Source organism: Duganella sp. 1411, from assembly GCF_017833525.1.
Classification (GTDB): domain Bacteria; phylum Pseudomonadota; class Gammaproteobacteria; order Burkholderiales; family Burkholderiaceae_D; genus Rugamonas.
Genome location: NZ_JAFICD010000002.1, coordinates 662,813 through 675,956, shown reverse-complemented (window position 1 = coordinate 675,956; position 13,144 = coordinate 662,813). Strand labels below are relative to the sequence as shown.

The following is a 13,144-nucleotide window of genomic DNA, read 5'->3' as shown; positions in this document are numbered from 1 at the left end:
TTTTCTTCATGCGCTCCACACTCCAGTTCGGCCGATTCAATTACCCGTTGCAAGGCGAGGGCGCCCGCGCCCGCGTGATGGGCATCCTTAACGTCACGCCCGATTCGTTTTCCGACGGCGGCCAACACCAGTCGCTGGAGTTCGCCATCTCGCACGCCGAGCAAATGATCGAGGGCGGCGTCGACATCATCGACGTCGGCGGCGAATCGAGCCGTCCCGGCGCGCCGCCGCTGCCGCTGGAGGACGAGCTGCGGCGCGTGATGCCGGTGCTGTATGCGCTGCGCGACCAGGGGCCGGCGATCTCGGTCGACACCTACAAGCCGCAAGTGATGCGCGAAGCGATCATCGCCGGCGTCGACATGATCAACGACATCAACGGCTTCCGCGCGCCCGGCGCGCTGGAGGCGGTGCGCGACAGCGATTGCGCGCTGTGTATCATGCACATGCAGTCCGATCCGCAACACATGCAGCTGGCCCCGTCGTACACGGACGTCGTCGCCGAGGTCATCACTTTCCTGCGAGAACGGATCGATGTCATGATCGCATCGGGAATTGATCCCCGTCGACTGTGTATCGATCCCGGCTTTGGCTTTGGGAAGACGGTGGAGCATAATTACGCCTTGTTGAGGGCCACCGGGCGCCTGATCGCCGAGCTGGACATGCCGCTGCTGGCCGGCCTGTCGCGCAAATCGATGGTCGGCGCGGTCACCGGCAAGCCGGTCGAGCGGCGCATGGCCGGCAGCGTCGGCGGCGCGCTGGCGGCGGTGGCGCACGGGGCGGCGATCGTCCGCGTGCACGACGTCGTCGAAACGGTCGACGCCCTCAAGGTGTGGCAGGCGGCACAGTAAAACCAATAATTCAATAACAATAACCGACGATAAAGAGCACACAACATGGCACGTAAATATTTTGGCACCGATGGTATCCGCGGTCTGGTGGGTGTATCGCCGATCACGCCCGACTTCGTCATGCGACTCGGCTACGCGGCCGGCAAGGTGCTGGCCGGCGCCCGCACCGGCGGCAAGCGGCCCACCGTCCTGATCGGCAAGGACACGCGCATTTCAGGCTACATGCTGGAGGCGGCGCTGGAGGCCGGCTTCTCGGCGGCCGGCGTCGACGTCATGCTGGCCGGCCCGATGCCGACCCCGGCGATCGCCTACCTGACGCGCGCGCTGCGCCTGTCGGCCGGCGTGGTGATCTCGGCGTCGCACAACCCGTTCCAGGACAACGGCATCAAATTCTTCTCGGACCAGGGCACCAAGCTGCCCGACGCGGTCGAGCTCGATATCGAAGCGGCGCTGGACATGCCGATGGACTGCGTGGCGTCGGAAAAACTGGGCCGCGCCAAGCGCCTCGACGACGCCCAGGGCCGCTACATCGAATTTTGCAAGAGCACCTTCCCGAACGAGCTGGACCTGCGCGGCCTGAAGCTGGTGGTCGACTGCGCGCACGGCGCCGCCTACAACATCGCCCCGCACGTGTTCCACGAGCTCGGCGCCGAGGTGATCGCCATCGGCAACAAGCCGGACGGCTTCAACATCAACCTCGGCCACGGCGCCACCGCGCCCGAGGCGATGGCGGCGGCGGTGCGCGCCCACGGCGCCGACCTCGGCATCGCACTGGACGGCGACGCCGACCGCCTGATCATGTGCGACGCCAACGGCCGCCTCTACAACGGCGACGAGTTGCTGTACCTGATGGTCAAGGACCGCATGGCCACCGGCCCGGTGGCCGGCGCGGTCGGCACCCTGATGACCAATATGGCGGTCGAGGTCGCGCTGAAGGAGCAGGGCGTCGGCTTCGCCCGCGCCAAGGTCGGCGACCGCTATGTGCTCGAAGTCATGCAGGACAAGGGCTGGCTGCTCGGCGGCGAAGGCTCGGGCCATCTGCTGTGTCTGGACAAGCACACCACCGGCGACGGCATCATCTCGGCGCTGCAAGTGCTGTCGGCGCTTAAGCGCGCCGGCAAGTCGCTGGAAGAGTGCACGGCGGAGCTGGTGCTGTTCCCGCAGACCCTGGTCAATGTGCGCGTGGCGCCGGGTTTCGACTGGACCAAGAACGTCGCCATGGTGGCTGAAAAGGAAAAGGTCGAGCACGAACTGGCCGGCAGCGGCCGCGTGCTGATCCGCGCGTCCGGCACGGAACCTTTGATCCGCGTGATGGTCGAAGCACGAAACGCCAAGGATGCGGATTCGATGGCGCAGCGCATCGCCGACAAGGTCGAGGCGCAACTGGCGGCGTAAATTCAGCAATGAAAGATTAAGCCGGCCCTTTCATTGACGGCGAGGGCGCCAGGCGTTAGAATGCTGTCTTCGGAGTGTAGCGCAGCCCGGTAGCGCACCTGGTTTGGGACCAGGGGGTCCAAGGTTCGAATCCTTGTACTCCGACCAAAAACACTAAACGGGTTGTCCTAGACAACCCGTTTTTCATTTCCGCGACGAGTTCTCGTCGTGTTATCTCTGCCCATAGCTCAGTTGGATAGAGCATCAGCCTTCTAAGCTGAGGGTCGCAGGTTCGATTCCTGCTGGGCAGGCCAATATCTCATATTACAGAAAATTGCTTTTCGTCATCGGGTGGACGGCTCTCTCCCCGCAGGTGGGTGAGACTGCAGTGCAGACAATTTTTGTGTTACAAGATTAGATATATAATTTTACAAAATTGTGATTTTTCATGGTAGATTGTTACTTCTTTAATTTTGAAGGAATAATCATGTTTAAGCTGGGACGTTACGCGGTTATTTTATCTCTATTGGTCGGATCCGGGCTCGCGCAAGCCACGTCGTTTTATTTTGGGGCTCATGCGGATGATGTCGAATTATTTATGGGGCGGAACGCTGCTTACGATGTCCAGTCAAACGCCAAAGTGGTCTTTGTCGTAATGACAACCGGGTCTTATGTCGGCGACGAAAATAGTTATGTCGTGCAAGGCGCGGGAGTGTACCCCGGCGTTCCCAATCCTTTGAATAATCCATACTATTTGACGCGAGAAAAAGGACATGCCGCCTCGCTAAAGTATTGGTTCGGACTGACGGGCAGAAACGCGACCTCGGATAATGTTACCAATGTCGTGATCGACGGAAAGACAATTCAGCGGACCGAGATCGGTACACCGGGCAGTAATGTTATCATGTATAACATCCGATTAGTCGACGGGTATCCGACGAAAAGTGGCTTCTATTGGTTCAGGAATCAGTCTATTCTCAATCCGAACCTAACGATATCCTCTGTTGACGGTTTGAGAACCTTCAATTGGTACGCACTGAAGACTTTTCTTCGCGCATTAATTGTGCGTGAACAAGATTCAACCGATACATGGGTGAATATTCCAGAGTTTTTTGATGGACCAGGCCCTTACGTCCACCCTGATCATGAAGACCATTACACAACTGGCCTGGCAGTTACCCACGCTCTGCAAGACTACGCAAATAGCTCTCTCACTCGATGCATCAGGACGATTCAATGGGTCGGTTATTTTGCCAGCGCTGGTAACACTCAGGTGACACCTAACATTCCCGGATTGCCGATAAATTACACTGCCTCTGAGAAGGCAACGCAATTTGCCGCCTGGGATGCGCATAACAATGCGATGGTCGCTGCTGGCGGTCCGGATACACGAAATCCAGGCCATACCGCCTATCTTTATCGGATGTATGCGTCGTCCAACGGACCATCGGGTATCACTAAGTTTGGTCCTTGTCCTTAACAGCTGAACCTTGGAACCAGTATATCCGGGAAGATCCCGGGCGACAGTTCCATGCCAGAAATTGGCGTGAATGCACCGATTTCTGGCATGTGTTGGCTTAGAAGCGGTAGCGGGCTGTCAGCTGCAACGAGCGGGGCGCGCCCGGCAGGTTCAAGTTTTTGCTGCTACCGTGCCCCGCCACAATATATGCGCGGTCAAATAGGTTCATTAAATTCAAAGTCAGATCGATACCGCGATGTCGATAATAAGCCATCGCATCCGCCGTCACGTAACTCGGCAGCGTCACGGTATTGCCCGGATTAGCGAAACGGTAACCGACGTAATTCACGCCACCGCCAACGCCGAAATGCCCTGCCAAAGCTTTACTCACCCAGAAATTCGCGCTGTGCTTAGGCGTTAATGTCGGACGTTTTCCTTGTACAGCCTGGCCATCGTCGCGCGCGATGGAGGAAATCATTTCAGCATCCAGATAAGAATAACCAACCCAGGTATTCCAGCCATTACCCAGATCCCCATTAAATGTCAGCTCCACACCTTGCGTGCGCTGAGTTCCAAGTGGCAGAAGCCGCTGCGTCAATGGATCGGTGGTTTTAATATTGGTGCGTTCCAGCCGGAATAACGATACGCCGGCCGATGCGCGGCCGTCGAATAAGTCGTATTTGGCGCCGACTTCCTTGTTCTTGGTAATCTCCGGTGCGATCTGGGCATTGGCGGTGGTTAAAGCAAAGCCCTCGCCAGATGGCTGGAACGACCGGCTGAACGACGCATAATACGATTGCACCGTGCTTGGCTGATAAACCAGCCCCGCGCGCGGACTCCACTTGCGGTCGGTGCGGCTGACATTCGGCACGCCAGCGCGCCGCTCGACATTCTCTTGTTCAAACCGGTCGTAGCGTATGCCGGCCAGCGCTTTCCATTCAGGCGCCAAGGTCACCATGTCTTGCAAATAAGCGCTGGCGATTTTGAATATGCCCAGGTTATTCGACGTCGGCGCGCCGCCGGCGGTGAAGGGCACCACCGGGTTGACCGGGTTAAACAACGACACGGTCGCCACATTGGCTTGCGAGCGCACCAGCTGGTTCTTGTTCTGCTTGCCGAATTCCACGCCGTACAGGATCTGATGCTGCATTCCGGCCAATTCGGCCAGTTGGGTCAGCTCGGTCTGGTTGGAATAGCCATCCTCGTCGCGCGCGACGTTGCCACGGGTGAGGGAGGCGGTGCGCGCCGCCTCGTTGACCGAGCCGACCAGCGTATTGTTGCGATCGAGCGTGTAGTCGTAGTGGCGGAAGGCGTTGCGGATCGACAGTTGCCGGTTGAAGCGGTGATCCAAGGTGAAACCGTAAGCTTTCACTGTCGATTCGCTGTAGTCGAAGTCTTCGGCGTTGGCGGCGCCGTAATAAGTGCTGGCCGGCACGTCGACGGCGCGTCCCTGGTAAGAGGGGATGCCGAAGTCCGTCAAGCGCTTGTCCTTCAGATATTCCGCCTGCAGCAGCAACAGCGTGTTGGCGCCGAGCTTGAATTGCACCGACGGCGCCAGCGCTTGGCGTTTGAGGAATTGCTGGTCGCGGTAGCTGTCCGACTCCTCGGCCGCGCCGGTCACGCGGAAGGCCACGCCGCTGTCGGTCAGATTGCGCGCGAGGTCGAATTCGCCGCGTTTCTGGCCCCAGCGGCCCACTTGCAGGCTGACTTCGCTGCGGTCGACGCCCGGCTTCTTGGTGATGCGGTTGATCATGCCGCCGGACGACCCGCGGCCATACAGCACCGAAGCGGGCCCCTTGATGACCTCGACCTGCTCGACATTCGACAGATCGCGGAAATACAGCGCATCGTCGCGCATTCCGTCGACAAACTGGTCGCTGATGGCGCTAAAGCCGCGTATCGTGACCTGGTCGCGCTGGCCGTCGCCGGTCGACAGGCCGATGCCGGGCACGGCCTTGAGCACGTCCTGCATCGAGCGCGCGCCCTGGTCGCGCAGCAGTTCCTGCGGCACCACGTTGATGGTTTGGGGGATATCGCGCAGCGGCGCGTCGATCTTGGTGCCGGTGGTGGAGGTGGTTGGGCGGTAGCCTTCGGCCTCGCCGCTGACGGTCACGACCGGCATGGTCTGGTCGGATACCGCGCCGGCCTGCGCCAGCGCGGTGTTGGAAAAGGAGAGGCTGGCCAGCAGCAAGGCCAGCGGGGTCTTGGTCAGTGTCATGTGAGTCCCTTGTAGTGGTTGCTGGCTGGCTACTTGGGTCGCACGACGCTTCGCTGGCTAAATAGGAATAATTATCATTACAATTATGCTCCTAAGATGCTAGCAACGCAAGAATCCACGTCAACTCACCGCGTTGCCGGCAACAAGCGCACTTCGATGCCCGAGTACATCGACGGCGCGTGATAGACCCGCTGCGTCGCCTTCTGGAAGTCCTCCGGCTTGGCTTTGGGAATATCGACAAACGTTTGCGGATTCAAATCCACCAGCGGGAACCATGAACTTTGGATCTGCACCATGATGCGGTGGCCGCGCCGGAACGTGTGGTTGACGTCGGCCATGCTGTAGTTGACCGTCTCGACCTTGCCGGGCGTGAACGGCTGCGGATTGTCGAAGCCGTTGCGGAACTTGCCGCGCAGCGGGTCGCCGCGCACCAGTTGCTGGTAGCCGGCCATGGTCAGCGTCGGCTTGGGCACGTCGGTGCGGTGTTCGTCGCCCTGGCCGCCGTTGGGATAGCTGGGCGGATATACGTCGATCAGCTTGACGACCCAGTCGGCGTCGGTGCCGGTGGTGGAGACGAACAGGCGCGGCTTGACCGGGCCGCTCAAGGTCACGTCCTCTTCCAGCACCTCGCTGCGGTAGGTCAGCACGTCCGGGCGCGTGGAGGCGAAGCGCTGGTCGCCCACCATGTATTCCTTGGGCACGCCGGTGGCGGGATAGGCGGTGTATGGCACCGGCTTGCGCGGATCGGCCACATATTCGTCGAAGGCCTGGGCGTCGCCGGCGGCCGGCTGCTTCCAGTCGAGCGTGCCGTTCGGACCGAGGTAGAGCGTGCGGGTCTGGGCCTGCGCCGGCGGCCACGCCGCGTAGTTGCGCCACACGTTGCTGCCCGTTTCAAACGCGTACACCTCCGCCGCGTTTTTGTTGGCCACGCCTTTCAGGTGCTGCTCGAAGAACGGGAATTCGATCTTGCTGCGGAAGTAATCGCCGGTTTTCGCGTCGAACTGCACGTGGCCCAGGCTTTTGCCTTCGTAGCGGTTCCAGCCGCCGTGCGCCCACGGGCCCATCACCAGGCCGCTGTAGATGCCGGGATTGTTGCGCTTGATCGAGCTATAGGTGGTCAGCGGCCCTTGCAGGTCTTCGGCGTCGTACCAGCCGCCCACCGTCAGCACGGCGGCCTTGATGTTCTTCAGGTGCGGCGCGACGTTGCGCGCTTTCCAGTAATCGTCGTAGGTCGCGTGTTCGATGTTGGGCATGAGCAGCGCGCGCTGGTTCTGCGTCATCGTGTTGGCAATGTTCGACAGCGTCAGATGCGACAGGAAAAACTCGTAGCCGTCGGCGGTGCCGTAGTCGAAGCGGGTCCAGCTTTTGGGCAGCGGCGTCGGGTTGGGCACGTCCACGAAGGCGGCGTAAAAGTCGAAGTTCGCCGCCAGCATGAAGGCGCCGCCGTGGTACGAATCGTCGTTCATGTACAGGTTGGTGACCGGTGCCTGCGGCGAGGCGGCCTTGATGGCCGGATGCGAGTCGATGATGCTGGCCGAGGTATAGAAGCCGGGATACGAGGTGCCGAGGATGCCGACCTTGCCATTGTTGTTGGGCACGTTCTTCAGCAGCCATTCGACGGTATCGTGCATGTCCTCGCTTTCGTTGCCTTCGCCTTTGGCGCGCCTGGCGTTGACGTGCGGCGTCATTTCCTGCCACTTGCCCTCGGACATGTAACGTCCGCGCACATCCTGTTGCACGAAGATATAGCCGCTCTGCTCGAACTCGGGCGACGGCCCGACCTGGTCGGGGTAGAAATCGACACCATAGTGCAGCTCGTCGTCGATATCGACGCCGGCGCTGTAGGGCGTGCGTTCCATCAGGAAGGGATAGGGCTTGCTGGCGTCCTTGGGTACATAGACGGCGGTGAACAGGCGCGCGCCGTCGCGCATCGGGATGCGGTATTCGAACTTGGTGTAGTGCTCGCGCAAATTGTATTTGGCCGGCACGTCGGCGGCGGCGTGGGCGTGGCCGCTAAGCCCGCCCAGGGCGAGTGTGTGGAGAGCGAAGGCAAGGGCGGTAAGGCGCGATTTCATGGGTTCCTTGTGATTTGAAAGACAAACATGCATTAGTGTAATGCCAGTGGATAACTTTGGCTGCGACAAATTTGCGCATCAACATATTTCTCTTTAAAAACATCAGCTTGGCGGTGGGAGGTGGTGCTTGTTAACAGCCTTATCCACAGAATTTGTTAACAACCGGGCCGGGCGGCTTATACCGAAAGTAAATTGTACATTTTGACATTTGTGTTGGCTACCGCACAGTTGACGGCAAGACAAAACTATATTCTCCGCATCACCGAATAAGGGTGTTCGGTAACTCTCATTGCTAAAATTTTAACTACTGCGGAAACTAAATGAAAATCAAAAATATCTTGCTGGCTTCGATGATCGCCGGCGCCAGCCTGTTCGGTTCGGCCGCTTTCGCTGCGAACGTGGGACAAACCATCAGCATCGACCTCGATAGCGACGGCGCTGGCGGTTACAACGCACATTTCGGCAACACCTACGGCAGCGCCGACCGCACCAACACGTTCACGGACCAGTACATGTTCGTTCTGAACAGCAATTTCGACTCGTCGACCTCGTTGACTTCCAGCTATCTGGCATCGAGCACCATCAAGGATCTGCAGATCACCGGCTTCAACCTGGTGAAATATGACCCGATGACCAGCGCCGTGCTGGGCACCTACGCCGGCAGCAACGTCACCGGCGGTGGCGCGCACCCGACCGATCGTTGGGAATTGACCGCCACCAGCCTGACCGCTGGCAGCTATTACGTTCAAGTCGACGGCCTGGTCGCCGGTACCGGCGGCGGCGCGTATGCTTCCGACCTGACCATCGCCGTGTCGGCCGTGCCGGAACCGGAAACCTTCGGCATGATGGCCGCCGGTCTGGGTCTGCTGGGCTTCATGGCGCGCCGCAAGCAAGCTCAAAAAGTTTAACCTAGGGTAGGTGTTGTGCGACGCGTCCGAGCCTACGAACTCGGACGCGTTTTTTATGGCCGCAAGCTATCGATCAGCGCCCGGCATGCGGCCGACATGCGCCGGTGCGGCGGATAAATCAGTGAGAACGGCCGGCTGCGCCCGCTGAACGCCGGCAGCACTTCGACCAACTGGCCGCCGCGCAAGCGTTCGTCGGCAACGAAGCGGTAGGTCTGGCATATGCCCATGCCTTGCTGCGCCATCGTCACCACCCCCAGCACGTCATCGGCCACGCGCATGCGCGCCGGCGCCATCCAGTCGACATCCTTGCCGTCCACCCTCAGCAGCCACGGCGACAGCCGGCCGGTGCTCGGCAGGGTGAACGGCAGGCACGCGTGAGCGGCCAGATCGTCCAGGCCCAGCGGCGTGCCGGCGCGACGCAGATAGTCGGGCGAGGCGACCAGGCAGACGTCGGCGTCGCCGAGGCGCTTGGCCGCCAGGCCGCTGTCGGCCAGTTCCCCCAGCCGTATCGCCATGTCGTAACCTTCTTCGACCAGGTCGACGTTGCGGTTGGAGATGCTCAAGTCGATCATGACTTTCGGATGCTGGTCCATGAACGGCCGCAACAGCGGCGGCAGCCGGTAGTGGCCGTAGGTCGTCGGCGCGCTGATGCGTATCGAGCCGGACAGCTCGCCGCCCTGGCCCTGAATCGCGCGCTCGGCGTCGGCGATCAGGCCGAAGGCGCTGCGCGCTTGCTCAAGATATAAGGTGCCGGCCTCGGTCACGCTCAGGCGGCGGGTGGTACGGCGCATCAGTTGCACCCCCAGCCGCGCTTCGAGCCGCGCGACGGCCCGGCTCAGCACCGAGGGCGTGGTCCCCAGCGCCACCGCCGCCGCGCTGATGGTGCCCTTGTCGACGATGGTCACAAACGCTTCCACATCGGCCATGTGATCGAATTGACGTCCCATTCACACCTTTCAAGAACAAATGATTTGAGTTTTTGATTATTTACGCACTTTACAGTCATCAATAGAGTAGCGCTACTGCAAAATACTTCACAGGAGCACTCTTATGACACCAGCCATCCGCAACGCCGCCGCCGCCGTTTTGTTCGGCCTTACCGCCGCCGGCGCCAACGCCGCCAACGTCCTCGTCGTCCTGTCGGACGCGTCGCAACTGGAATTGCGCGACAACCGCACCTTCGACACCGGCTTTTACGCCAACGAATTGATGCAGCCGGTCAAGAAGCTACTGGACGCCGGCCACACCGTCACCTTCGCCACGCCACTGGGCAAGGCGCCGTCGCTGGACCGCAATTCCGTCGACAAGAGTTACTTCAACAATAACGAGGCCAGCATGCAACAGCATCTGGCGTTGCTGGACCAGTTGCGCATCACCTCGGTCGAGCAATCGCCGGTCATCAGCCTGGCGCGGGTGGAGCAGGGGGGGTATGGCCGCTATGACGCGGTCTATGTTCCGGGCGGCCACGCGCCGATGCAAGACTTGCTGCACAGCGCGGCGCTGGGACGCTTGCTGCGCGATTTCCACGCCCGGGCCAAGCCGACCGCGCTGGTCTGCCACGGCCCGATCGCCCTGTTGTCGGCGCTGGACCAGCCGGAGCGTTTCACCGGCACGCTGGCATCGGCATCGGCATCGGCCGCGCCGGCGTGGATTTATGCCGGTTACCGGATGACCGTGATCAGCAATAGCGAGGAGGAGGCGGCCAAGCCCATGCTGAACGGCGGCACGATGAAATTCCTGCCGCAGACGGCGTTGCAGCGCGCGGGCGGTGACTACAGCAGCGCGGCCAACTGGCAAAGCAAGGTGGTGGTGGACCGGGAGTTGATCACCGGCCAGAATCCAGCGTCGGCGTCGGCTGTCGCCGACCAGTTGTTGTCGCGCTTGGCGCACTGACGACGGCGCGGCGCTTGGCCGCTCGCCGGCCCGACCATCCGCCGTCCCCTGGCCGGATGGTCGGGTCGCGGCACAAGTCAAATGCTTGTGCGAAAATCGGTCATGGCGCCGCGGCGCGCCCAACGACCGGAATTTTATGAGCGAACCTTATTTCTACCAACCATCCCAAGGCCACGGCCTGCCGCACGACCCCTTCAACGCCATCGTCGGACCGCGTCCGATCGGCTGGATCTCCTCGCGCGGCGAGCAGGGCAACCTGAATCTGGCGCCCTACAGTTTTTTCAACGCCTTCAACTACACGCCGCCGCTGATCGGCTTTTCCAGCCAGGGGCGCAAGGACACGCTGCGCAATATCGAGCAGACCGGCGAATTCGTGTGGAACCTGGCCACGCGTCCGCTGGCCGAGGCGATGAACGCCAGCTGCGCTCCGGCGCCGCCGGAGGTCGACGAGTTTGTGCTGGCGGGCCTGACGACGGCGCCGTCGCGCGTCGTCGGCGTGCCGCGCGTGGCCGAAAGTCCGGTCGCGTTCGAATGCAAATGCACGCAGATCATCCGCCTGCAAGACGCGGCGGGCGAGCCGACCAATGGCTGGCTGATCATGGGGGAGGTGGTGGGCGTGCACATCGCGCCCGAGTTGCTGCGCGACGGCGTGTATGACACGGCGGGCTCGCGCACCATTTTGCGCGGCGGCGGCCCGGCCGATTATTTCGAGATCGGTCCGGATAGCCTGTTCCGCATGCGGCGGCCGGACTATCCGTAAAACGCTGGATTAATACGTGTAGAACATTTTTTGCACGGCCTTGCTGTCGTTGGTCTTGGTCAAGGCCAGCATCAGCAGGATGCGCGCTTTTTGCGGATTGAGCGTGTCGGAGGCGACGAAGTCGAGCTCGTCGTCATTGGCTTCGCCGTTGCGGGCGACGATGCCTTGGCCGACGCGGCTCGAGCGCACGATCATCACGCCCTGCTTGCGGGCGGCGATCAGCGCGGTCTTGACCGAGGCGGCCAGGCTGCCGTCGCCGACGCCGGCGTGGATGATGCCCTTGGCGCCGGCGGCGACCAGCGCGTTGAGCGCGACCGGGCTGACGTTGGCGTAGCCGTAGACGATGTCCACTTGCGGCAGTTTGTCGAGCTTGCTAATGTCGAACTCGGCGTCGGCCGTGTGCTTGCGGGTCGAGGTGCGGTAGAAATACGGCTTGTTGCCCTGGAAGTAGCCCATCAGGCCCAGTTCGGTGGTCTTGAAGCTGTCCGGCGTCGAGGTGTTGGTCTTGGTGACGTCGCGGGCGCTGTGGATCTGGTCGGCCATGGCCACCATCACGCCTTTGCCGACGGCGTCCGGATTGGCGGCCAGCAGCACGGCGTTGTACAGGTTGATCGGGCCGTCGGCCGACAGCGCGGTGCCCGGGCGCATGGCGCCGACCAGCACCACCGGTTTTTTGCTCTTGACGACCAGGTCGAGGAAGTAAGCGGTTTCTTCCAGCGTATCGGTGCCGTGGGTGATGACGATGCCGTCGACGTCCGGCTGGGCCAGCAGCACGTTGACGCGCTTGGCCAGGGTCAGCCAGTGTTCGTTGCTCATGTTTTCGCTGGCGATCTGGAACACCTGCTCGCCCTTGACCTGGGCGACCTTGGACAGTTCCGGCACGGCTTTGATCAGGGAGTCGACGCCGACGGTGGCGGCGGTGTAGCCGACCGTGGTGGTGCTGTTGGCGCCGCTGCCGGCGATGGTGCCGCCGGTGGCCAGGATGGTGACGTTGGCAAGTTTGTCCGCTGCCTCCGCATAGCTGCCAAGCAACAAGGTGCAGGCCAGCAAGGCTTGGCAGAAGCGGGTTGAAATATTATGGTTATGTAACATGCGATCTCCTGATCAAACTATAAAGTTTGAGATAGTAACAAATACACAGTCTGTCAACAATGCAAGGTGTTGCCGCGTTACGGTTGACAGACCTGCTATATTAGGGGTGATTCAGGGAATTACAAAAGAGAAAACATTATGAGTTTAGCAATCACTCTTCGCCGGGGTGCGCTGCTGTCGGTGGCGCTGGCGCTGCTGGCCTGTGTGGCGGCCTGCGGCAAGACGGCGGCGCAAAAGCAGCAGGAGGAGGCCGCGACACTGACCACGCTGGGCGAAAAATATGTCAGGGAAAAGGTCCGCGACCCCGCTTCCGCCCAGTTCCGCAACCAGTTCATCGGCAAGGGCGGCGCGCCCTGCGGCGAGGTCAACGCCAAGGACGCGTTCGGCACGTATATCGGTTTCCAGCGCTACATCTCGGTCGCGCGCGAGCTGACCTTGCTGGCGCAGGATGTCGCCCCGGCCGAGTTCGAGGAATCGTGGCGCGAGCTGTGCCGCTAGCCGTCCACCATCACAGACC

11 protein-coding genes and 2 tRNA genes are annotated in these 13,144 nt (G+C 61.2%); 9 read left to right on the top strand and 4 right to left on the bottom strand.

Going from position 1 to position 13,144, the window contains the following annotated elements:
* The first annotated feature begins 8 nt into the window (after window positions 1–8).
* From folP to JOD97_RS14585, 5 genes are all read left to right on the top strand, one after another.
* Window positions 9–848, top strand: coding sequence for a dihydropteroate synthase (folP, locus tag JOD97_RS14605; RefSeq protein ID WP_209718913.1), 840 nt, complete (start codon window positions 9–11; stop codon window positions 846–848).
* Window positions 849–893: 45 nt separating this feature from the next.
* Window positions 894–2,243 carry a phosphoglucosamine mutase gene (glmM, locus tag JOD97_RS14600; protein WP_209718910.1) on the top strand — a complete coding sequence of 450 codons (1,350 nt, stop codon included), beginning with the start codon at window positions 894–896 and terminating at the stop codon, window positions 2,241–2,243.
* Between the two features lie 70 nt (window positions 2,244–2,313).
* Window positions 2,314–2,390 (top strand) — tRNA-Pro (locus JOD97_RS14595).
* Between the two features lie 69 nt (window positions 2,391–2,459).
* Window positions 2,460–2,536, top strand: a tRNA-Arg gene (locus JOD97_RS14590).
* 173 nt (window positions 2,537–2,709) lie between these two features.
* Complete coding sequence (locus JOD97_RS14585) at window positions 2,710–3,702, top strand: PIG-L family deacetylase (RefSeq protein ID WP_209718907.1); 993 nt, start codon at window positions 2,710–2,712, stop codon at window positions 3,700–3,702.
* A gap of 97 nt (window positions 3,703–3,799) precedes the next feature.
* On the opposite strand, the gene JOD97_RS14580 is transcribed toward JOD97_RS14585, so the two are convergent.
* Complete coding sequence (locus JOD97_RS14580; protein ID WP_209718903.1) at window positions 3,800–5,899, bottom strand: TonB-dependent siderophore receptor; 2,100 nt, start codon at window positions 5,897–5,899, stop codon at window positions 3,800–3,802.
* A gap of 125 nt (window positions 5,900–6,024) precedes the next feature.
* Entirely contained in the window at window positions 6,025–7,974 is a 1,950-nt protein-coding gene (locus JOD97_RS14575) for a CocE/NonD family hydrolase (protein ID WP_209718900.1), read from the bottom strand.
* 320 nt (window positions 7,975–8,294) lie between these two features.
* Between JOD97_RS14575 and JOD97_RS14570 the strand changes: the two genes are divergently transcribed.
* Window positions 8,295–8,882: an FxDxF family PEP-CTERM protein gene (locus tag JOD97_RS14570; protein WP_209718897.1), complete on the top strand. Its 588-nt coding sequence runs from the start codon at window positions 8,295–8,297 to the stop codon at window positions 8,880–8,882.
* 53 nt (window positions 8,883–8,935) lie between these two features.
* On the opposite strand, the gene JOD97_RS14565 is transcribed toward JOD97_RS14570, so the two are convergent.
* Window positions 8,936–9,829 carry a LysR family transcriptional regulator gene (locus JOD97_RS14565; protein WP_209718894.1) on the bottom strand — a complete coding sequence of 298 codons (894 nt, stop codon included), beginning with the start codon at window positions 9,827–9,829 and terminating at the stop codon, window positions 8,936–8,938.
* A gap of 103 nt (window positions 9,830–9,932) precedes the next feature.
* Here JOD97_RS14565 and JOD97_RS14560 point away from each other — a divergent pair, with 103 nt between their 5' ends.
* Both JOD97_RS14560 and JOD97_RS14555 read left to right on the top strand, forming a co-directional pair.
* Window positions 9,933–10,775, top strand: a complete 843-nt coding sequence (locus JOD97_RS14560; RefSeq protein ID WP_209718891.1) for a type 1 glutamine amidotransferase domain-containing protein — start codon at window positions 9,933–9,935, stop codon at window positions 10,773–10,775.
* Between the two features lie 136 nt (window positions 10,776–10,911).
* Complete coding sequence (locus tag JOD97_RS14555; protein WP_209718888.1) at window positions 10,912–11,535, top strand: flavin reductase family protein; 624 nt, start codon at window positions 10,912–10,914, stop codon at window positions 11,533–11,535.
* Between the two features lie 9 nt (window positions 11,536–11,544).
* Here the strand turns inward: JOD97_RS14555 and JOD97_RS14550 are convergent, their stop codons facing one another.
* Window positions 11,545–12,627, bottom strand: a complete 1,083-nt coding sequence (locus tag JOD97_RS14550) for a type II asparaginase (RefSeq protein WP_209718884.1) — start codon at window positions 12,625–12,627, stop codon at window positions 11,545–11,547.
* 138 nt (window positions 12,628–12,765) lie between these two features.
* Here JOD97_RS14550 and JOD97_RS14545 point away from each other — a divergent pair, with 138 nt between their 5' ends.
* The gene (locus JOD97_RS14545) at window positions 12,766–13,125 is read left to right on the top strand and encodes a hypothetical protein (RefSeq protein WP_209718881.1); all 360 of its coding nucleotides are present in this window, start codon (window positions 12,766–12,768) and stop codon (window positions 13,123–13,125) included.
* The last annotated feature ends 19 nt before the right edge of the window (window positions 13,126–13,144 follow it).